We start from the raw sequence: 19,757 nt of genomic DNA, 5'->3' as shown, positions 1-19,757 counted from the left end.
GGCAAACGTATGAAAAATTTTACTGCTTATGCCTTTCGGTAAAATTGCTGATATGAGCTGAGATTCCTCCCTTTGGTCGGAATGACTGTCTCCTTTTTGGGGAGAGGGGAGTAGGAAGTGGCGGCTTCGCCGCCACTTCCTACTCCCTTAAACCACTAACAGGCGAGTCATTCCGACCAAAGGGAGGAATCTCATTCGTAACAGTAGTTCTAAAATTTTTCATGCGTTTACCCTATACAACAGCCGGTACAACTTCGAAATATATCATTAAATACTTACTCAAGCAACACCAGTTAATCGAACATTTTTCTGAAATAGCTGAATATTTTTTCCTTAACCGTATTATTCGGCTGAAAATTGGGCGCATTCTCCAATCCCGACAAAATAGTTTTCTCGCTATCGGAGAGGTTTTCGGGGATATATACGCTTACATTTATCAACAAATCGCCGGTTCCATAGCGGTTGATGCTTGGCAGCCCCTTGTTTTTCAGGCGCAAAACTTTTCCGGGTTGGGTGCCGGGTTCAATCTTCACCTTCACTTTGCCTTCGATGGTGGGAATTTCGACATTTCCACCCATCGCTGCCATCGGAAAGCTTAGCAACAGGTTATAAACCAAGTCGTTGTCATCACGAAGCAATTCGGGGTGTTTTTCTTCTTCTACCACCACCAGCAGGTCGCCGTTCACGCCTCCCCGACGGGCAGCATTTCCTTTTCCGCTCATCGACAGCTGCATACCTTCTGCCACACCTGCGGGAATATTCAAAGTGATAACCTCTTCTTCCCTGACAATCCCTTCGCCGGCACAAAAGGCGCATTTTTTTGTAATAATTTTCCCTTCGCCGTTACAAGTAGGGCATGTCGATTGGGTTTGCATCTGTCCCAACATGGTGTTCACCACGCGCGTAACAACACCGTGGCCGTTACAGGTGTTGCAAGTAGTATAGGCAGTGCTGTTTTCGGCGCCTGTTCCGTTACAATGCGAACAAGCCACATATTTTTTCACTTTTATCTTCTTCTCGGCGCCCGAAGCAATCTCTTTCATGTTGAGCTTGACGCGCACCCGCAAGTCCGATCCTCTATTGATGTGCTGGCCTCTGCCGCCTCCACCGAAGCCGCTAAAATGCCCGCCAAATATATCACCGAATTGTGCGAATATATCATCCATACTGAAGCCGCCACCCTGATGGCCACCATAACCGCCGGGCGCTTCGTGTCCGTAGCGGTCGTATTTGGCTCTTTTTTGCTCGTCGCTCAATACTTCATAAGCTTCGGCTGCCTCCTTGAATTTTTCTTCAGCCGTAGCATCACCGGGGTTTTTATCGGGGTGAAATTGTATTGCTTTCTTTTTGTATGCCTTCTTTATTTCCTCAGCGGTTGCCGATTTGTTTACACCCAGCACTTCGTAATAATCTCTTTTTTCAGCCATTGCTTATCTCTTTTTAAGCCCCCCCGCCCCCCACAGGGGGGAGTTTTTAGCCTCCCCCACGGGGAGGTTGGAGGGGCTCGTTTTATTTCATTTCGCTACTATTACCTTCGGGTAGCGGATTACTTTGTCTCCCAATTCGTAGCCTTGTTGAATGACGTCAACAATTTTGTCTTTCGAGGCTTCGTTTTCGGCAGGTATGGTAGTCAGGGCTTCGTGCTTGTCCACATCGAAAGCTTTTCCTATCACATCCATTTTCTTTACGCCGTTTTTGCCCAGGAAGTCTGCAAATTTGTTGTAAATCAGGTCCACTCCTTCTTTCACCGCAGTCAACTCTTTGGCTTCGGATATAGTTCCCAACGCACGTTCAAAATCGTCCACGACCGGCAAAATGCCCACCATTACATTTTCGGCAGCCGTCTTTAGCAAGTCTGTCTTTTCCTTCAAGGTTCTTTTTCGGTAATTGTCGAACTCGGCATGAAGGCGCAAGTACGAATTATTTAATTCGTCGTATTTTTCTTTCCAATCCTCCTCCGATACAGACAGATTGGCATTGTCATCCGGCTGTTCGTCATTTACCGGCTGTTCATTTGTCAGTTCCTCGTTATTTATGTCCTCTTCGGGCACAAAATCTTTCTCCTTACTCATATTTTTGTCATCTTTGATTTCCTATTCTACGCTTATATCCATAGTAAAACACACAAAAGTAGTATAAAATATGCTACGACAAGCTAAACAACAAATACTTTGCCAAAAACAATCCTTTTTTGAATTTACGATTACACAAAAGCACAAAAGAGTGTAAGGTATTAAAACGTTAATGGAACTCTACGTTTGCAAAGCAATCAATAGAAATGAAGTATTCATATCATAAGCGTATCTTTGCGTATCGAATCGTATTACTGATATTTTTTGATGTTGCGTATCATTTGGTTCACCAGCAAAATCATCTGTTTAGTCCAGCAAGGGACAACACTCTTTACAAATTATAGCCCATCGGGCTTACATATCAATAGAAAACAGTCTAATCCCCTCATAGCTTGTCCGTAGGACATTCATCTGTTCATTAGTGTATCCCCTACGGGGAAAATTGTAAATTGTAATGCTAATCACAACCTGCCTCAGACATCATCGCTTCGTGTTGAGATTGTATATCCTCCGCTAAGGTACAAATTTTGAAAGCAATACACAATCTACTATGATACTCTATCAGTTACACTATGTCGAGAAACGGTTTAGAACCACTTTTTGCAAAACTGCTTTTATTTTTGACTATTATGGGTCATTGTTTGGATGTTATTTTCTTACGACCACCTTTTTATGGGAGGTCTTGTTAAGTATATGAATATGAGCGGCTTGTCAGGGAGTTGGCGGAACGGATGGAGCGGGCTAGGTGGGATGATGCTAAGGTTGATGATTTGAGGCGGAAGGTGGAGGAGGTGAAAGGAAAATAGAATGAATTTAGCGGTCTGGGCTGATAGGCTGTTTGTGGATGTCAGCCCTGACTCACTAAAAACCTCTCATTGAGAAAGATATTCTTTCAGGTCAAAATACTGCTTTCCATCTTGATAGAAGAAGATTAGTTCTTCAACTCCATTGTCCAAATTTTTTAACCAGTAAATGGTTTCGGTTGGTACATTGTTGAATGAAAGGTAATTTGCTGTTGCCATAGTTGTTTCAAGTTCTTTCCATTCTTTGTCGTAATAGGATAATTTGTATCGGTCTCCTATCACAATCATATTATTGGCATTTACAGGAGCGAATCTAACTCGCTCAATCTGTACAGGTGTACTAAAATCCATTTCAAAAGATACTAAATCTTCAAATGTTTCCAAGTTTCTGTTGAATAATGCAGGAGGCGTATCTTTTTCCCAAATAGGAACGCCATTTATCTTATATAGTTGATTGTCATCAAGAGGCATATCATCTGAGAAAGCAGGAAGGGGAACCGGTTTTCTACAAATATGGTCTTTGCTATATTCCGCTAAAAGTTCGAGATAAGCAATTCTTATTCTTTTACCTCTAGGCGCTCGTATGCTATAATATCTGTATTTCCCTTTTTTATTCAAATACAAATCCTGTATGTATGGCCCCGGTACTTTATCAACAACCAGTAGGGTATCGTATTTTTGTTTTATTTCATTTTTCCCCAAGATATAACTTCCCACAAATTTTTCCTGTTCTTTTGTTAGATGCCGTTTAGGCGGAAATTTTCGCAACAGATGCATCTGCTGAAGTTTCTGATGGTTTGGAATAACAGGATGGTAGATTAAATTTCGTGGCGCCTGATTTATCTTTCCAGTAATGTGAATATTATTATCTTTCAGGGTAATATCCCAACTCGACTTTTCTTTTTGAATGGTCATTGGTTTGGGTATATAATCAATATCTCCTTTAGAATAGAGAATAAAGGGATTGCCAAAACTTTTCAGTTTATTATTCTCATAATAAGCCGGAAAGAAGAGTATATTAATCGGCGCTTGTTCAAACATTACTTCTTTTTTTTCTTTATCAATTACTCCCCAAGCAACCGGATTGTTGCCATTCCTGCCAAAAAAACACAAGTATGCCAGATTGTTAGGTGTTTCGCTCGAAAAGGGAATCCTCAATGTAATTGTCTGATGATACCTGTGCGTTTGATCCGACAAAAGCGGAGAAGACAATATGTGTGGGATGTATTCATCTTTAGCATGTAGAAAATAAGGTGATTTTTTATTGACACCAAATTGTTTTCGGAATACTTTACCTGCATACTTTATATCCGAATCCCAATCTTCGCCCAAATTCCGGTATGGGGCGGTATATGGCATGACAACGCCGATTGAGTCGGGTGATGCACACCAAAAATGGCGTTTCTCCCTTTCTGTCCACTGCGATGTAAATTCATAGACAACGGGAATGCCGCAGCTTCTTAAAAAATTGCATGTCCAGGAGATTTCTTCATGGCAATCGGGTTTGGGAGAGGATATAAAAAGATCATACATGTCAAAACTAGCTTTTGAATGAACAAATTCATAGACCCAATGCTGCTTTATCATAAAATCCTTATAATTCTCGACAGCAAAGCGGATAGTATTATACCCATCTTTAGACAGTATTTTCTCATACATTTTCCTGATTTCCGAGCGTTTCAAACCAAGCGTTTCCGAGCTTGTCCGGTAAGGAAGAATAAACTCTTTAAAATCATCAAATGACATTTTTTTAAGTAGAGGATTATTTTCCCAGACATCAAACGCCGAATCAATATTATCAATAAGAAAATCGGACGAAATAGTTTTTATATCGGCTGCCATTCCTTTGTTGATTGGTAAGGGGAGCGTATCAAAGGCCAAAGCTAATTTCTTTCTAAATTCGATATGGTCGTTTTCCTTCACTACTTTTTTTACATCAACCACCTTTGCCTCTTTAAAAAGAGAAGAAGCATTAGCAAAGAACCGATGGTGTTCGTCATTCAGCATAATCATCCTGTCGCTTTGGTGATAAGGCATACTGGCAATAAGGAAACATGCCGCCTGGTATTTTCGTTCATCTTTTCCCCTGTAATGTTCAAGCGCTTTTTCCAGTTCGGCTCTATTTGCGCCTGCCAGATTGAGCGCTTTGGCGACATCGTCTTGTGCATTACAATAGCTTGTAACACAGAGAAAAAGCATGAGTAAGTTTCTTGTTAATTTCATAGATAATTTATTTTGTAAATTTAATTCCTGACAAGATTTGGACAGTTTGCTTCTCTATTTCCTCCAGCGGGTAGCTGGCTGGGAAACGAATTTCACCCCCGATTCTATTTACCTTTGTTCCGTCACTTCCGAATGACACAAAACAATCCTCATTATTTTGGGGTTCTTTGTAAAAGCATAACTGGAATAAACGCCCGTTAATGTATTCTTCTTCTACTTTTTGAACTATTTTGGTAGTATTATACCTCACAGACCTTATAAACTGATTTCTATCTTCTTCTGCATTTTTAAAAGGATAAGGATCTTCCAAGCAGATAAACCCGATAATTACATCTTTATTGATTTGGTAAGTATAATCCATTGTACCATAAGCTCGACTGTCACCCCAATAAAACTTATGTGAATGTTTATCAGCCAAAGTTTCAGGATTGATTGAGTCTGCTCCTTTTGGCAACCTGAACGCTATTCCTATTGTTTTGTCACTTACTATTGTATAAGACGACTTACATGAAATCAAACAACAGCAACAGATAATTACTATACAAAATCTTAAATTCCTCATAACAATAGCAATTTTAAACCAGCAGGCTGCTTACATACAGCCTGCCGGTTAATAAATGATTAACTAAAACTGAAACTTAATACCTGACAAAATTTTGGTAGTTTGCTTTTCGATTTCCTCCAGAGGGTAGCTGGCTGGGAAACGGATTTTGCCCCATACTCCATTTGCTTTTGTCATATCGCTTTTAAATGAAACAAAATAATCAGCGTCATTGTCTTTTACTTTACGAAAATCCAACCAGAACAAGCGGTTATTGATAACTACATCATTAGCGCTATAATTCGTTCCGTCAGATAACTCTTTATTTGCATATTTATATGCGCCTCTTTCCTTTTTCATTTCAGATGCATCTATAACACGGCGTTCTATATACTCAAATCCTACCACAATATCCTCGCTAACCTGATAAATATAATCCCATGTAAATACTTCATTTATAACTTTTTGAGAAAGGTTTATATGGGTTACTCTGTAAAATTCCCCTGAATATTGGTTTTCCAATGAATCAGGTGTTATCGGGACTGAACCTTTTGGTAAATTGATTATTATACCTTCTTTCTTATCATTTATTGCCGTATAAGACGACTTACATGAAATCAAACAACAGCAACAGATAATTACTATACAAAATCTAAATTTCTTCATAACGATAGCAATTTTAAACCAGCAGGCTGCTTGCATACAACCTGCCGGTTAATAAATGATTAACTAAAGCTGAAACTTAATACCTGACAAAAAATATTTTAAACAATTTTTCATTATTTCTCATTATATTGCACAATCCGGTTTTGAGACATAATAAATTTATCATCAGGCAATATTATTAATAGTTCGTCTGGAATTTCAATAAAATCAAAATTCGCAATAGTTCGTGGGAGTATCACATAATCGGTCAATTTGCGATTGTTCGTAAAAAGCAAAAAGAAAAAACCATCATAAAGAGATTTATGACGAATTTTTTTTCTTGTCAATATTGGAATAGACAAATTTTTCTTTTCTATACTAGAATAGCCATACGATTGCATCATATAGAGAGTATCCCATCCATTAATAGTCAAATTTCCGAATGTAAAAATGGAATCAGTCTGTATCGCTCTTAATTCATTTTGAATACTCGTACTTTCGATTTTATAATTGAAAAATATCAATAGCAATATAAAAAGTACAATTGCTAAAATGATTTTAAATAGATTTTTCATAATAATATCATGTTTAATATAACGTCATTAATAAACCATTACCTAACATAGCTAGAACTTCTGCCACAATTCTATCTTCATCCCATCCATTTTGTTTTGCAGTATTTCCGATGCAATACCCAACCTCATTGTTATATAAATCCATTTCCCTTTCTTGAGAAGTTTGAGGTGGGTCAGTTGGGGTATTTTCGTGTGCATATCCTGCTTGACGTGCTAAAGTTTCATTTTCACTTACAACATTGAGGGCGCACCAATAAGCATGTCTAAAAGCATCAAATTCTCCTTTTTTTTTGTTTCGCAACTCATATTCATTGGCTTTATTTTCTGATTTAGTTGCGTTGGAACTGAATTTTGCTGCCGCTATAGGGTGTAACAACGCAAACAGACCTTCGGTTAATGCAAAATATCCAGTATTGTAATCATCCTCAGTACATACGCACACTACACAACTGCTCCGTAACTTCCCTCGTCTCAACGAGCCACCTAGGCTACCGCCACAAACATTGCACGTTTCGCCGCAATCGTCGTTTTGTTGCTGGCAACTGCCCGAACAGCCCGACTGCCCGCAATAGCTGCACACGTTCTGATACTGGCAGTTGCCGTAACAGTATGGGTCGCCGCAATATTGACAGACAAGCTGGCATTCACCATTGCAATATTGCCAACGGCAATAAGCGCAGGCTGTAACTATCCGGCAGGTACAGTCGTCAACGTTCATTCCGCACGCGGAACAGTTAACCGTTGACCAGTCATCATACTCGTTCGAGTAGGCACAGGCCTTTACGCCAGCCTCCACGCTTACCGCTCCATCCTGAATCTCTATTCCGATGTTTACAAGGAATACGAGGATAAAGATAAGACTTTTCATGTATTTTTTTACATATCTCTTTCATTTTTTATCCCTCCATGTTATTGTTTGATAAGCAGTCTGCTTCTGCGCTGGCCCTTGTGTTCGAGGATAAGCAAGTAATTGCCTGAACAGGTTTCTCGAAGCGGTAGGTATGCGTTCCTGCCGGATATATGGCGCGGGTCATCAACAGCCCGGGCTCCTGATACAAAATCTTAATTTCTTCATAACAATAGCAATTTTAAATCAACAGGCTGCTTACATACAGCCTGCCGGTTAATAAATGATTAACTAAAACTGAAACTTAATTCCTGACAAGATTTGGGTAGTTTGCTTTTCGATTTCCTCCAGAGGGTAGCTGGCTGGGAAACGGATTTTGCCCCATACATGATTTACTTTGGAACCATCACTCCGAAAAGACACAAAATAATCTTCTTCATTATCTTTTGCTTTATAGAGTCCTAACCAAAATAAACGGGAATTAATTATTTCATCTTTCGTTTTATAATTTACTCCATCCGAAGCAGAATTAATCGCATATTCAAAGCGTCTCCTTTCTCTCTCCATATTCTCATATACTCTTCCATCTTTGCAGTTAAAACCAATGATAATATTTGTATTAATTTGGAACGTATGATCCCATGTAAATATTTCGGTTCCCTTGCTAGGATATGGCAAATTAAGTATTCTGTAAAAGAGGTCTGAATATTTATCCTTTAATGAGTCCGGATTTATTGGAATGGTATTCTTTGGTAAATTGATTATTATACCTTCTTTCTTGTCATTTATTGCCGTATAAGACGACTTACATGAAATCAAACAACAGCAACAGATAATTACTATACAAAATCTAAATTTCTTCATAACAATAGCAATTTTAAACCAACAGGCTGCTTGCATACAACCTGCTGGTTAATAAATGATTAACTAAAACTGAAATTTAATACCCGACAAAATTTTGGTAGTTTGCTTCTCTATTTCCTCCAGCGGGTAGCTGGCTGGGAAACGGATTTTGCCCCATACATGATTTACTTTGGAACCATCACTCCGAAAAGACACAAAATAATCTTCTTCATTATCTTTTGCTTTATAGAGTCCTAACCAAAATAAACGGGAATTAATTATTTCATCTTTCGTTTTATAATTTACTCCATCCGAAGCAGAATTAATCGCATATTCAAAGCGTCTCCTTTCTCTCTCCATATTCTCATATACTCTTCCATCTTTGCAGTTAAAACCAATGATAATATTTGTATTAATTTGGAACGTATGATCCCATGTAAATATTTCGGTTCCCTTGCTAGGATATGGCAAATTAAGTATTCTGTAAAAGAGGTCTGAATATTTATCCTTTAATGAGTCCGGATTTATTGGAATGGTATTCTTTGGTAAATTGATTATTATACCTTCTTTCTTGTCATTTATTGCCGTATAAGACGACTTGCATGAAATCAAACAACAGCAACAGATAATTACTATACAAAATATAAATTTCTTCATAACAATAGCAATTTTAAACCAACAGGCTGCTTACATACAGCCTGCTGGTTAATAAATGATTAACTAAAACTTAAACTTAATACCTGACAAGATTTGGGTGGTTTGCTTCTCTATTTCCTCCAGAGGGTAGCTGGCTGGGAAACGAATCCCCCCCCATATACCATTTGCTTTTGTCATGTCGCTTTTGAATGAAACAAAATAATCAACATCATTGCCTTTCTCTTTACGAAAGCACAGCCAGAATAACCGGGAGTTAACTATCACGTCTTTCATTTTAAAGTTCTTTCCGTCAGATTTCTCTTTATTTACATATCCAAACAAACCCCTTTCCTTTTCCATTTCAGAAGCATCTACAACACGACGATTTACATATTTAAAACCTATCACAATCTCCTCATTGACCCGATAAACATTATCCCACATGAAAATCCTGCCTGATATTTCTTTGTAAAATTCTCCAGAATATTGGTTTTCCATGGATTTCGGATTGTCTATATGTGCCGCACCTTTAGGCAATTTAAATACGATACCTTCTTTCTTGTCATTTATTGCCGTATAAGACGACTTACATGAAATCAAACAACAGCAACAGATAATTACTATACAAAATCTAAATTTCTTCATAACAATAGCAATTTTAAACCAGCAGGCTGCTTACATACAGCCTGCTGGTTAATAAATGATTAACTAAAACTGAAATTTAATTCCTGACAAGATTTTGGTGGTTTGCTTTTCGATTTCCTCCAGCGGGTAGCTGGCTGGGAAACGAATTTCACCCCCGATTCTATTTACCTTTGTTCCGTCACTTCCGAATGACACAAAACAATCCTCATTATTTTGGGGTTCTTTGTAAAAGCATAACTGGAATAAACGCCCGTTAATGTATTCTTCTTCTACTTTTTGAACTATTTTGGTAGTATTATACCTCACAGACCTTATAAACTGATTTCTATCTTCTTCTGCATTTTTAAAAGGATAAGGATCTTCCAAGCAGATAAACCCGATAATTACATCTTTATTGATTTGGTAAGTATAATCCATATTGGGCTTGTGTGGATAATTCTTTGTAATACCGTCTGTACCATTGCCCCAATAAAACTTATACGAATATTTGTTAACCAAGGTTTCAGGGTTGATTGAGTCTGCTCCTTTTGGCATATTAAACACTATTCCTATTGTTTTATCGTTTATTGCCGTATAAGACGATTTGCACGAAATCAGGATATGACTGATCGCTAATAACAATATATAAAATTTATTTTTCTTCATAACGATTTGTTTTATGGACATCCGATTAATTTGGTTTTTTTAGAATCATTTGGGTCTGGCTGGTAATACTGATTAAAGTCCAGTTCGTCTCTCGGACTTTTATGCAAGTTAATGGCGCTACCGAAATATTTTAACAGAGCTGCATCGTGATCATATTTATACGCATTACTTTTGTAAATCTCCACCTGTGCTTTCGCTGTATTTACAGTATTGTTGCTAAGAATATTATCCAACTCTTCCCAATCCTTCACAGTAACAGCATAGGTTGCCCCCAGGCCGATAACTACGAGGGAAGTGTTGTTTTCGATAAAATTCAGTTGTTTCTGGTAATAATCCGCAAAATCAGGGTCAATCAGCGCAAGCGAATCCTGGTCGTGCTTGTACTTATTGTAGTGATTAAGCATATTTTTCAATGTGTATATGTCTGCTACCGAAAAACAGTCATTCTCCCCGCCGTTCGGGTGGGAGTGTACCATTGAAAAGGAATACCCGTCACTGTTGTTCCATGACTCTTGCATGCCAATGGATGTCCTCTGTCCATCAGTATAAAGATTGCTGCTAACGAATGTTGGCGCCACAAAAAAGGGATTCGCCGCAGTACCATCAGGATTTAGAAACTTTGCACTCACAGTCATTCCCCACTCATCCAATTGATTAACCTTTCCATGAACATCATTAAAGGCCGCATTTACTGATGGGTTATTCAATATTGCATTCGCCATTGCACAAGGGTCAGTACATACACACCCCGTACAACTACTACCGCTCCGCAGCTTCCCCCGCCTCAGCGAGCCGCCCAAGCTACCGCCACAAATATTGCATGTTGGGCCGCAATCATCCTGCTGGCATTCGCCCTGGCACCACGATTGACCGCAATTGCTGCACACATTCAGACACCCGCCATAACAACCCGACTGCCCGCAATAATTGCACACATTCTGATTCTGGCAACTGCCGTAACAGTACGAACTGCCGCAATAATTACACGTGTTCAAACACCAGCCGTAACAGTATATGTCGCCGCAATACCAGCAGGCCTGGCTCCATTCGCATGTCCCGTCGCAATACAAACTGCCGCAGTATTGGCAGGAAATGCCATAACCAAACTGGCAATCGCCATAACAAAAAAGCATACCACAATAGCTACAAGTGTACCGGCAAAGACCATCACAACCTGATTGCTTGCAGTAAGCACAAATTACAACCCCATAACAAGAACAGTTATTTATATCATTTCCGCACAGGGTGCAGTGGAATGTTATTTCATCATACTCATTCGAGTAGGCACAGGCCTTTACGCCAGCCTCCACGCTTATCGCTCCATCCTGAATCTCTATTCCGATGTTTACCAGAAACAGCAGGACAAATATAGCGTATTTACCGTATCTTTTTATTATTTTTCCCATATTTCCCTCCGTTTCTATTGCTGGATTAATAATTTACTCCTTCGCTGCCCCTTATGCTCGAGCAACAAAAGGTATTGTCCTGCCTGCAGGCGGCTGTCGAAGCGGTAGGTATGCGTTCCTGCCGGATATGCGGCGCTGTGCAGGTCGTAGAGTTTGGCCCCGTTCAGGGTATATAGCGAGATTGTTACCGGCCCCTCTTCCTTCAGCGTAAAGCTTATGTTGGCATGGCCTTTCACCGGATTGGGCGATATGTCGAGGCGTGTCTGCACTTCGTCCGACAATTCGTCCAGGCCATTGGCCGCGTATCCTGCGCGGGTCATCAATATCATGGTTGGCTGCCCGGGTTCCATAGTCGTTTGCGAGTACATCTTCAGGTTGCCGACCAGCAAGGGGGCATCCGCTCCCTGCCTGATTTCAATCGAAGCGCTCTTCATTTCCCACTCAACAGGTATAGCCTCCTTTTCCGAAAGAACTATTCCTTTGGCATTCTCGAAAACCAGCAGGCTGTCTTTCTGTACGCCTGCCATGCGGTATTCCGCTTCTCCCTGCGTCCAAACAGCCTGCAGCAGCTCTCCTGTCCGCTCAATCCTCAGATCGACAGGTTCTTCCCTTTCGATGCGCTTGCCCGAGAAGTCGTATGTAATCATGCTTCCCGTCCATTCTCCGGTAATATCCTGCCTGTCGAAACCGACCGGCGCTATCCGCCTGTACTCCTCTGCCGGCGCCGCGCGCTTTTCCGACCGCAGCCTCTGTACGGTTTCTTCCTGCTTGTTTTCCACAAAGAAGTGCACGGCATGGGTGTAGCCAATAACAGCCAATTCCTCTTTCATCTTCAGCGACTTCTCCATGTCCTGTGGCGCCCCGTAACCGTTGGCGTAACACTCCGAGAGCATAAATTTGCAGGCCGGCCGACCAAGTTCGGTTCCCCTGGCAAAATATTCTACCGCCTTTTCGTAGCTCTGGCTTGTTCCCAATCCTTTAAAAGCCATGTATCCGGCCTGGTAGCAGCATCCCTGCTCATTCTGTTCCACGCCCTTGCGGAAATACTCGAAAGCCTTGCCGAAATCCTGCTCAATTTCATCGGTATAGGCGTATATAAGTCCCAGGTTGTAGAATGCCGACAAATAATTAAGTTTGGCAGCTTTCTCAAAATACTCGATGGCTTTGGGTATATCCTGTTCCACGCCTTTTCCCTCACGATACATGATGCCGAGTGCATTGTATGCATACGGAATGTTTCTCGCTGCCAAGCCTTCAAATATCCCGACAGCCTTTTCGTAACTCTGTGGCGCTCCCATTCCCGCCATATAGCGGTGAGCCTTGCCCACGGCTTCCTTATCGGACTGGCTCAGGCGGTTGCTCGCAGCCTTTGCGCTTGTGCCCGGCGTATTTTGCGCCGTGGCCGCGTATCCTGCCATCAGCAGGACAAATAAAAATAGGTATTTTTTCATCTTTCTTTCCTCCTTATTACCATTGATAAGTACCCCTGTATGCTTTGGCATTGTCGCTCAGTTTTTCGAGAGCCGAAGCTTTTCGCAAGCTCATAGGTTCCAGTTTTTTCATTTCGCGCAACCCGTCCTGCAACTTCTTCTCGTCAAATTTATGGCGCAGACGCAGGATATTTTCGTTCAGAATGAAACTGTATATTTCTTTATCGAAGCGCGACAGTTGTTCTTCGGTATATTGGTCGTGCTTTTTAAGTACCCTCATTTTCTGGGCTGTGGCTTTTGTTGCCGCCGACTTGCTACAATTCACCAAATAGACTTCCCATTGTCCTTCGACTAATATTTTATTTAGTTTCTCAAACATAAACCGGGATGCTTCGTGCTTGATGGAATCGGCATGTTGCTGGTCTGTTTCCAATTTGGCAATATCCTCCATGCGATAATAAGTCCTGATGATTTCTTTCAACGCCGTTTCCTGGTCTTTCCGCAATTCGGTATTCCGTTTTATCCCATTCAGGTAATCCTGAACAGCACATTCGCGTTCCGGGGTTTCCAAAAAGAAATCGTTTTGCATCAACACCCTGTTTTGCTGGGGAGTGAACAACCTCCTGAGTTGGGTGTTTTTTTGGCGCATGGCGTTCACGTCCATGATTTGCCCTTCGAGGGTTTTCGCCGGTTTCCGCTGAGACGCGGCCATCAGTATTTTTCCGGCGTCGGTTTCTTGCTGCGGAGTCATTTCGATAAGCGACTTCAATTTCCTGAGGCGGTCAAGATGCACCTGCTCATTGTTGGATACCTCAACAACCTTGCCCAAAGGTTCATTATATCGCTTGCGTATATCATCGATCTTGGCGAGATATTCTTCAAACTCGGGCGGATAATCCTGTCCTGCTTTTACCACTTCCAGGTTCATCCTGTAAAGGAGAGCCTTGTAGTCATCCTTCAGTTGTTGACTCATGCCGGCCGCTTCAGGTGATTCGGCCATTTGTTTCTGTGTTCTCAACTCGGCTTTTTGTTCCGCTGATTCTTGCCCTACAACCGGAGAGCATAAGAATGAGAATAGCAATGCTGCTGTAAAAAAGATTTTCTTCATAAAATAGTGTTTTTAAATAAATATATCTTCTGCGTGTATCGCAGAATTTTCCGAATAATTAGTGATGGTTACAAAAAGCATTGTGTACATGCTTTTTGTGTAACCCCAGATTAGGATTAACTCCTTTAAGGTTACGATTATGGTTGGGATGAGGATGTTCATGCTCGTGATCATGGTCTTCATCACTCCCATGTCCGGCTTTTTCAACATACATCTTCGCCAGTCTTTTAATATTATCTGCTTTTTTCGATGCAACCTTAATCGGTATTTCACCAATTAATTGTGCTTCTGCAAGCGCTGCTGCTTTGTCGCCCGCCTTGTCCAATAAAAGCGTTAGTTCATACCTCGGTATTAGTAAATATGGTACCATTCCTGATGCAATGCGGTAGTTTTGAATAGCGGCATCCAAGTTGCCTGTTTCCCCATACATCCGTCCCAAAGCAATGTAGATATTGTAGTTGGAAGAAAGATTTTTTGCTTCCTCCAGTTTTTCGATGCTCTTATCTTTAAATCCACATCGTTGAAGAAACAATGCATAAGAATACAAATTCTTACCTGTTTTTTCTAAAGTTGAATATTGCCTGTTCAGGTCTTCGTAGTTCCCATGAAATTCTTTTCCAGACTTAACCTGTTCGTTTAGAGTAGTTTCTGTTTTAGACATGTTATATGCTTTTACAAAAACGAAAAGAACAAGTACAAATAAACACAGCACAGCTATCTTTCTCAAATTGAAAGTATATACAGGCCGTGTTAGCCCGATAAGAGATAAGGCAAACGATAAAAATAGCATATTGAAGGGCGCTATCAGATTGTAGTTGAAAAGTCCGGTAACAAGCCATGCCAGTAATACAGGAACAGCCACAATAGCATACGGGTTAGGATTGTTCTTCCCTCGTGAACGCAACAAAGGATAAACAGCAAAAACAAAGATAGATAAAAACAATATTAAACCGATAATTCCACTTTCGAAGCAAATTTCAAGATAATCATTGTAGGCAACTTCAACATAACGTCCTTCCAGATAGTTCTTATCAGATGCGGGTAATTGATCAAAATATTCGGTTTGTTTCAAATTATATAGCCTCTCAAAACTATCATAACCATACCCTGTTACCGGTTTTTCTTTGATCATTTCGGTCATCCCCGTCCAAATAGATAAACGGCTGTCAGCCGATTGCTGTTTAAAAGAGTATAACTGTCCAACAAAGAAGATGCCCGATATAATCAAAAATACCGATAACACAATTCCTTTCTTACTTTTCCAGAAAGCGGGATAATTGAAAATCAAACTTGCCAATCCTCCCATAAACAGGGCAATCCATGCCGTCCGACATTTGCATAAAAGAATGACAGGTAAAATAATTAGAACACCTAACGCAATTAAAGTAATCTTTTTTCTTACTTTAGGGTTATCTTTTTTCTGTATTGATTTTATTAGAAAAAGGATGTAGCTAACAGAAAAAACGACACAAAGAGATAAGTAGTTTGCCAGGATATTCGGATTACCCAATGTACCCCCCATCTCAAAATAAGGATGAGTATTTCCCAACAAGCCAATCATTTGTAAATAGAAATAGCAGGATTGGAAAACTGCTGAAAATAAGAAGATTGAATTAAATATGGCAATTATAGAAACTATTTTCTCTAAATTCCGGTTGAAATATGAAAACAATGCCACAAAATGGATAAAGGAAAAGGCCAAGACAATAAATTTTTCACGTTTTAATATGTTAAAATTTACATTATCTACATTTATAATCAGGATATAGATAATAAAGATGGCATAGCATATAGTTGTTCTGTTAAAATCAATTTTCTTATCATTCTTAAAACAGAATAGCAGAATATATCCCCATAGAATAAGTGAAATAAATACATATCCATAGACACCTAAATGTGTATTATCGATATAAATAGAGGATGTTAACAATGAAACAAAGCATGTAAGAAAAAATAGGAAGAATGCAATCTTCTCTTTCTTTGAAAAACAAGAATTGGGACTTAGCATGGTATGAACGATTTAATCAGTTAGTTTTTTTGTACTTGAAGTAAAGCACAGATATTGTTTATAGCTATGTAATAAAAAACAACGTTCGCAAATTAAAGTTCATTTAATTTGCGATTAAATTGTTAATGAACATAAATCGAGTTAGTAAAAATCCAGAAAGGAGAATAAATATTTCCTATATAGCGTTGAAATACAAACAATTAAAAAAATATTCTCCAATGCTAGCAAGGAAGTTGATGAAATTTTCTATCTAAGCAACAACCTTTCAAAGAAATTTGATTTTCTTATCAAAATAACAGGATGATGACTATTTGGCTCAAGAATGAGTAATGTTTTTGTCCGGTGTTCGGATTCCGTCCATTGTTTGTTGTTTATAAGGGATATGATTTTCGTTTTAAAGGGTTTACATATTCAAATCAATTCATACCTCTGTGCTTTACAAAATCGTAGTTCAGAACAATACGAAACATGACTTAAGAATACGACAAAATCGTATTTGAATTTGTAACAAGCTTAATACATGCAGAAAAGTGTATCATTATCGCGATTCGTCAGGACTGGAAATAGATGCGGTAGTAGAACTTCCCGACGAAACATGGGCGGCATTTGAAATAAAACTCGGATCCTCCGAATCCATTGATAAGGCAGCAAACAATTTGCAAAAATTACTCACCCGTCTCACGCCGGAAAAAGCCGCCCAATGCACCTCGCTTAACGTCATCATTGCAGGCTCGTCATCCTACACCCGCAAAGATAATGTGAATGTTATTGCGCTGGGACACTTGTCTGTTTGAATCGGTAAACATCCGAATGTGATGATATTCAGGCAAATATTTCAATAGATTATGTATTGCTCTCAAAAATTTGTACCTTAGCGGAAGATATACAATACAAAGCGAATAACCTGTCTTGTTGGTAGATAATAAAATGGAGAATAAATACTATGGCAACAAATAAACACGCCCAAATCAGGTATCAGGTACTGGATCGGTGTTTCAGGAATCCCGGACGACGATATTTTATCAAGGATTTGGTAGAAGCATGTAATAATGCCATATATGAACATGCCGGAATTACTGAAGGTACAAATTTTGAAAGCTAATTTTCTATTGATATGGATGTCCTACGGACAATCGTCGTATAAATAAGTATCGTCCCCTGCACTAAATACAGTTTTGCTGGTGAGCCGAGTTTTGCCGTTTAATAATAAAATTGTAAATTCGCGAAGTGTTTGAGACTTTTTGAAAAAAACGAAACCCGCCAGCTTGAATTGCTTCAGGGGCTGACGGGAATAATTCTCAAGCAAAGATAAAGCAAATAAATTATGTTGGCAACCCTTTTTACCCCCATAAACAGCACGATAGCTATCCTGATTGTTGCTACTGTATTTTTCATGAGAGGAAAAGTACGCTCCGATTTGGTGGCATTGTGCGCCTTGTTGGCCTTGATGCTGTCGGGCATCCTGACCCCATCGGAAGCCTTGTCGGGATTCTCCAATCCGGTTGTTATTATGATGATCGGACTTTTTGTTGTTGGCGCGGGGATATTTAAGACCGGCCTGGCCAAAATGCTCAGTAGCAAAATACTTCAACTGGCGGGCAACAGCGAGGCCAAATTATTTATACTGGTGATGCTGGTAACGGCCTTTATCGGGGCCTTTATCAGCAATACCGGTACGGTGGCCGTGATGATACCCATTATCGTCAGCATGGCCAACAGCGCCAATATATCGCCCAAAAAGTTTCTTATGCCCTTGGCCTTCGCCAGCAGTATGGGAGGGATGCTCACCCTGATTGGTACACCGCCCAATATGGTTATCAGCGAGGCATTGGAGAATGCCGGATACGAGGCTTTGTCCTTTTTCTCCTTTACGCCGGTCGGAATTGTCTGTATTGTAGCCGGGTTGATTGTATTGCCTCTCTTGAGCAAACTATTTTTATCCAAGGACGATAAGGACACTTCCGGTAAAAAGAAGAACCGCAAATCGCTGAACGAACTGGTAAAAGAATACCAATTACAACAACTGTCCCGCATACAGGTTTCAGACGATTCGGCATTGAATAACAAATCGTTGCGTGAGTTGCTAATCCGCACAAAATACGACATCAATATCGTAAAAATAGATAAATCTGCCGGTTCCTCCCCGTTTAAGAAGCGAGAAATGCTGGAAGCTGTGGGGCCCGATACCCTCATCGAGAAAGGAGATATTATCCACTGCTATGGGAACGAAAAAAATATCGAAGCCTTTGTCGCCGAAAATAATTGCGTTTTGCTTAGCAGCAACAAGTCGAGCAAGACTTTTTCCGATTTTCAAGAGGTGGGGATTGCCGAAATCATCATCATGCCCAACTCCAAATTGGTGAACCGCACGGTTGAAGAAACCCGCTTCAGGGAAGAATTTAATGTTACCGTTTTGGGCATCCAGCGCGAAGAGGAATATAAAATGTACAACATAAAAGAGCAAAAACTGCACTCGGGTGATGCCTTGCTGGTACAAGGTTCGTGGAACGACATCAGCAATCTGGACGACAGGCAAGACTCGCTGGTGGTAGTCGGTCAGCCTCTGGAAGAAGCGTCGAAAATTACGCTGGATCAGAAAGCCCCCTTAGCGGCAGCCATTATGGTGTTGATGGTACTCACCATGGCGCTGAATATTGTTCCGGCAGTAACCGCCGTAATGGTTGCCGCCATATTGATGATCATCACCGGATGCCTGCGCAACATGGAAGAAGCCTATAAAAACATCAATTGGGAAAGCGTGGTGCTTATTGCCGCCATGATGCCCATGTCGCTGGCATTCGAGAAGACGGGGGCCGCCGCCGCTATTTCGACCAGCTTGGTAGGCAATCTGGGTTCAATAGGGCCTTATGCATTGTTGGCAGGTATCTATTTCAGCACATCCCTGCTCACCATGTTTATAAGCAACACCGCAACCGCCGTCCTCTTCACCCCGATAGCCATGCAAGCCGCATTGAGCATGGGCGTAAGTCCCTACCCTTTTCTGTTTGCTGTTACGGTTGCCGCCAGTATGTGTTTTGCCAGTCCGTTCTCCACCCCACCCAATGCGCTGGTGATGTCAGCCGGCAGATATACCTTTACCGATTACATAAAAGTAGGACTGTTTCTGCAAATACTGATTGGGGTTGTGATGATAGTTGTTTTGCCGCTGCTGTTTCCGTTTTAGTCCAGCCCCCCACCCCCCGTAGGGGGGTGGGGGGGCTACTTTTCTACTTTTGCCACTCATTTCAACAATTTCTTGGTATTAATTGCTTAACTTTGCAGGTGAATAGAGTGTTATATTAGCGTTTTGTTATAATTTCGAACGAATCT

Annotated in this window: 20 protein-coding genes; 4 read left to right on the top strand and 16 right to left on the bottom strand. The window is 40.5% G+C overall.

What is annotated here, in order from left to right:
- Positions 1–293 precede the first annotated feature (293 nt).
- The 7 genes from dnaJ to ACYPWY_RS04570 all read right to left on the bottom strand — a co-directional run bounded on the left by dnaJ (position 294) and on the right by ACYPWY_RS04570 (position 7,235).
- A complete protein-coding gene (dnaJ, locus tag ACYPWY_RS04600; RefSeq protein ID WP_459684258.1) occupies positions 294–1,427 on the bottom strand; it encodes a molecular chaperone DnaJ in 1,134 nt (377 codons plus the stop codon).
- Positions 1,428–1,514: 87 nt separating this feature from the next.
- Positions 1,515–2,072, bottom strand: coding sequence for a nucleotide exchange factor GrpE (locus tag ACYPWY_RS04595; protein ID WP_459684257.1), 558 nt, complete (start codon positions 2,070–2,072; stop codon positions 1,515–1,517).
- A gap of 872 nt (positions 2,073–2,944) precedes the next feature.
- Positions 2,945–5,098: a hypothetical protein gene (locus tag ACYPWY_RS04590; protein WP_459684256.1), complete on the bottom strand. Its 2,154-nt coding sequence runs from the start codon at positions 5,096–5,098 to the stop codon at positions 2,945–2,947.
- A 7-nt stretch (positions 5,099–5,105) separates the two neighbouring features.
- Positions 5,106–5,660 (bottom strand): hypothetical protein, encoded by a 555-nt coding sequence (locus tag ACYPWY_RS04585; RefSeq protein WP_459684255.1) that lies wholly within the window; start codon positions 5,658–5,660, stop codon positions 5,106–5,108.
- Between the two features lie 63 nt (positions 5,661–5,723).
- Complete coding sequence (locus ACYPWY_RS04580; RefSeq protein WP_459684254.1) at positions 5,724–6,305, bottom strand: hypothetical protein; 582 nt, start codon at positions 6,303–6,305, stop codon at positions 5,724–5,726.
- Between the two features lie 113 nt (positions 6,306–6,418).
- Positions 6,419–6,859, bottom strand: coding sequence for a hypothetical protein (locus ACYPWY_RS04575; protein WP_459684253.1), 441 nt, complete (start codon positions 6,857–6,859; stop codon positions 6,419–6,421).
- Between the two features lie 13 nt (positions 6,860–6,872).
- Positions 6,873–7,235, bottom strand: a complete 363-nt coding sequence (locus ACYPWY_RS04570) for a DUF6973 domain-containing protein (protein ID WP_459684252.1) — start codon at positions 7,233–7,235, stop codon at positions 6,873–6,875.
- A 156-nt stretch (positions 7,236–7,391) separates the two neighbouring features.
- Between ACYPWY_RS04570 and ACYPWY_RS04565 the strand changes: the two genes are divergently transcribed.
- Positions 7,392–7,604, top strand: a complete 213-nt coding sequence (locus tag ACYPWY_RS04565; protein WP_459684251.1) for a hypothetical protein — start codon at positions 7,392–7,394, stop codon at positions 7,602–7,604.
- A 151-nt stretch (positions 7,605–7,755) separates the two neighbouring features.
- On the opposite strand, the gene ACYPWY_RS04560 is transcribed toward ACYPWY_RS04565, so the two are convergent.
- From ACYPWY_RS04560 to ACYPWY_RS04520, 9 genes are all read right to left on the bottom strand, one after another.
- The gene (locus ACYPWY_RS04560) at positions 7,756–7,917 is read right to left on the bottom strand and encodes a hypothetical protein (protein ID WP_459684250.1); all 162 of its coding nucleotides are present in this window, start codon (positions 7,915–7,917) and stop codon (positions 7,756–7,758) included.
- Between the two features lie 80 nt (positions 7,918–7,997).
- Entirely contained in the window at positions 7,998–8,570 is a 573-nt protein-coding gene (locus ACYPWY_RS04555) for a hypothetical protein (RefSeq protein ID WP_459684249.1), read from the bottom strand.
- 63 nt (positions 8,571–8,633) lie between these two features.
- Positions 8,634–9,206, bottom strand: coding sequence for a hypothetical protein (locus ACYPWY_RS04550; RefSeq protein ID WP_459684248.1), 573 nt, complete (start codon positions 9,204–9,206; stop codon positions 8,634–8,636).
- A 63-nt stretch (positions 9,207–9,269) separates the two neighbouring features.
- Positions 9,270–9,830, bottom strand: coding sequence for a hypothetical protein (locus ACYPWY_RS04545; RefSeq protein ID WP_459684247.1), 561 nt, complete (start codon positions 9,828–9,830; stop codon positions 9,270–9,272).
- A 63-nt stretch (positions 9,831–9,893) separates the two neighbouring features.
- Positions 9,894–10,475: a hypothetical protein gene (locus ACYPWY_RS04540; protein ID WP_459684246.1), complete on the bottom strand. Its 582-nt coding sequence runs from the start codon at positions 10,473–10,475 to the stop codon at positions 9,894–9,896.
- Positions 10,476–10,486: 11 nt separating this feature from the next.
- On the bottom strand, positions 10,487–11,881 hold the full coding sequence (locus ACYPWY_RS04535; RefSeq protein ID WP_459684245.1) for a hypothetical protein: 1,395 nt from the start codon (positions 11,879–11,881) through the stop codon (positions 10,487–10,489).
- A gap of 14 nt (positions 11,882–11,895) precedes the next feature.
- Positions 11,896–13,332, bottom strand: a complete 1,437-nt coding sequence (locus ACYPWY_RS04530; RefSeq protein WP_459684244.1) for a T9SS type A sorting domain-containing protein — start codon at positions 13,330–13,332, stop codon at positions 11,896–11,898.
- Positions 13,333–13,348: 16 nt separating this feature from the next.
- Positions 13,349–14,419 carry a hypothetical protein gene (locus tag ACYPWY_RS04525; RefSeq protein ID WP_459684243.1) on the bottom strand — a complete coding sequence of 357 codons (1,071 nt, stop codon included), beginning with the start codon at positions 14,417–14,419 and terminating at the stop codon, positions 13,349–13,351.
- Between the two features lie 58 nt (positions 14,420–14,477).
- Entirely contained in the window at positions 14,478–16,427 is a 1,950-nt protein-coding gene (locus ACYPWY_RS04520; protein ID WP_459684242.1) for an O-antigen ligase family protein, read from the bottom strand.
- A gap of 530 nt (positions 16,428–16,957) precedes the next feature.
- On the opposite strand from ACYPWY_RS04520, the gene ACYPWY_RS04515 reads away from it, so the two are divergent.
- The 3 genes from ACYPWY_RS04515 to ACYPWY_RS04505 all read left to right on the top strand — a co-directional run bounded on the left by ACYPWY_RS04515 (position 16,958) and on the right by ACYPWY_RS04505 (position 19,611).
- A complete protein-coding gene (locus ACYPWY_RS04515) occupies positions 16,958–17,221 on the top strand; it encodes a hypothetical protein (RefSeq protein ID WP_459684241.1) in 264 nt (87 codons plus the stop codon).
- A 149-nt stretch (positions 17,222–17,370) separates the two neighbouring features.
- A complete protein-coding gene (locus ACYPWY_RS04510; protein WP_459684240.1) occupies positions 17,371–17,529 on the top strand; it encodes a hypothetical protein in 159 nt (52 codons plus the stop codon).
- Positions 17,530–17,775: 246 nt separating this feature from the next.
- Positions 17,776–19,611, top strand: a complete 1,836-nt coding sequence (locus tag ACYPWY_RS04505; RefSeq protein WP_459684320.1) for an SLC13 family permease — start codon at positions 17,776–17,778, stop codon at positions 19,609–19,611.
- The last annotated feature ends 146 nt before the right edge of the window (positions 19,612–19,757 follow it).

This window comes from Viscerimonas tarda (assembly GCF_054601255.1).
Note: the sequence above shows the minus strand (reverse complement) of the source record. Positions and strands in the feature narration are given on the sequence as shown.

What these genes read in the sequence shown, in the direction of transcription:
- ACYPWY_RS04585 (WP_459684255.1), bottom strand. Translation starts at nt 5,660, where the DNA reads ATGAGGAATTTAAGATTTTGTATAGTAATTATCTGTTGCTGTTGTTTG.
- ACYPWY_RS04510 (WP_459684240.1), top strand. Translation starts at nt 17,371, where the DNA reads ATGGCAACAAATAAACACGCCCAAATCAGGTATCAGGTACTGGATCGG.
- dnaJ (WP_459684258.1), bottom strand. Translation starts at nt 1,427, where the DNA reads ATGGCTGAAAAAAGAGATTATTACGAAGTGCTGGGTGTAAACAAATCG.
- ACYPWY_RS04530 (WP_459684244.1), bottom strand. Translation starts at nt 13,332, where the DNA reads ATGAAAAAATACCTATTTTTATTTGTCCTGCTGATGGCAGGATACGCG.
- ACYPWY_RS04520 (WP_459684242.1), bottom strand. Translation starts at nt 16,427, where the DNA reads ATGCTAAGTCCCAATTCTTGTTTTTCAAAGAAAGAGAAGATTGCATTC.
- ACYPWY_RS04535 (WP_459684245.1), bottom strand. Translation starts at nt 11,881, where the DNA reads ATGGGAAAAATAATAAAAAGATACGGTAAATACGCTATATTTGTCCTG.
- ACYPWY_RS04550 (WP_459684248.1), bottom strand. Translation starts at nt 9,206, where the DNA reads ATGAAGAAATTTATATTTTGTATAGTAATTATCTGTTGCTGTTGTTTG.
- ACYPWY_RS04555 (WP_459684249.1), bottom strand. Translation starts at nt 8,570, where the DNA reads ATGAAGAAATTTAGATTTTGTATAGTAATTATCTGTTGCTGTTGTTTG.
- ACYPWY_RS04575 (WP_459684253.1), bottom strand. Translation starts at nt 6,859, where the DNA reads ATGAAAAATCTATTTAAAATCATTTTAGCAATTGTACTTTTTATATTG.
- ACYPWY_RS04525 (WP_459684243.1), bottom strand. Translation starts at nt 14,419, where the DNA reads ATGAAGAAAATCTTTTTTACAGCAGCATTGCTATTCTCATTCTTATGC.
- ACYPWY_RS04545 (WP_459684247.1), bottom strand. Translation starts at nt 9,830, where the DNA reads ATGAAGAAATTTAGATTTTGTATAGTAATTATCTGTTGCTGTTGTTTG.
- ACYPWY_RS04540 (WP_459684246.1), bottom strand. Translation starts at nt 10,475, where the DNA reads ATGAAGAAAAATAAATTTTATATATTGTTATTAGCGATCAGTCATATC.
- ACYPWY_RS04580 (WP_459684254.1), bottom strand. Translation starts at nt 6,305, where the DNA reads ATGAAGAAATTTAGATTTTGTATAGTAATTATCTGTTGCTGTTGTTTG.
- ACYPWY_RS04595 (WP_459684257.1), bottom strand. Translation starts at nt 2,072, where the DNA reads ATGAGTAAGGAGAAAGATTTTGTGCCCGAAGAGGACATAAATAACGAG.
- ACYPWY_RS04590 (WP_459684256.1), bottom strand. Translation starts at nt 5,098, where the DNA reads ATGAAATTAACAAGAAACTTACTCATGCTTTTTCTCTGTGTTACAAGC.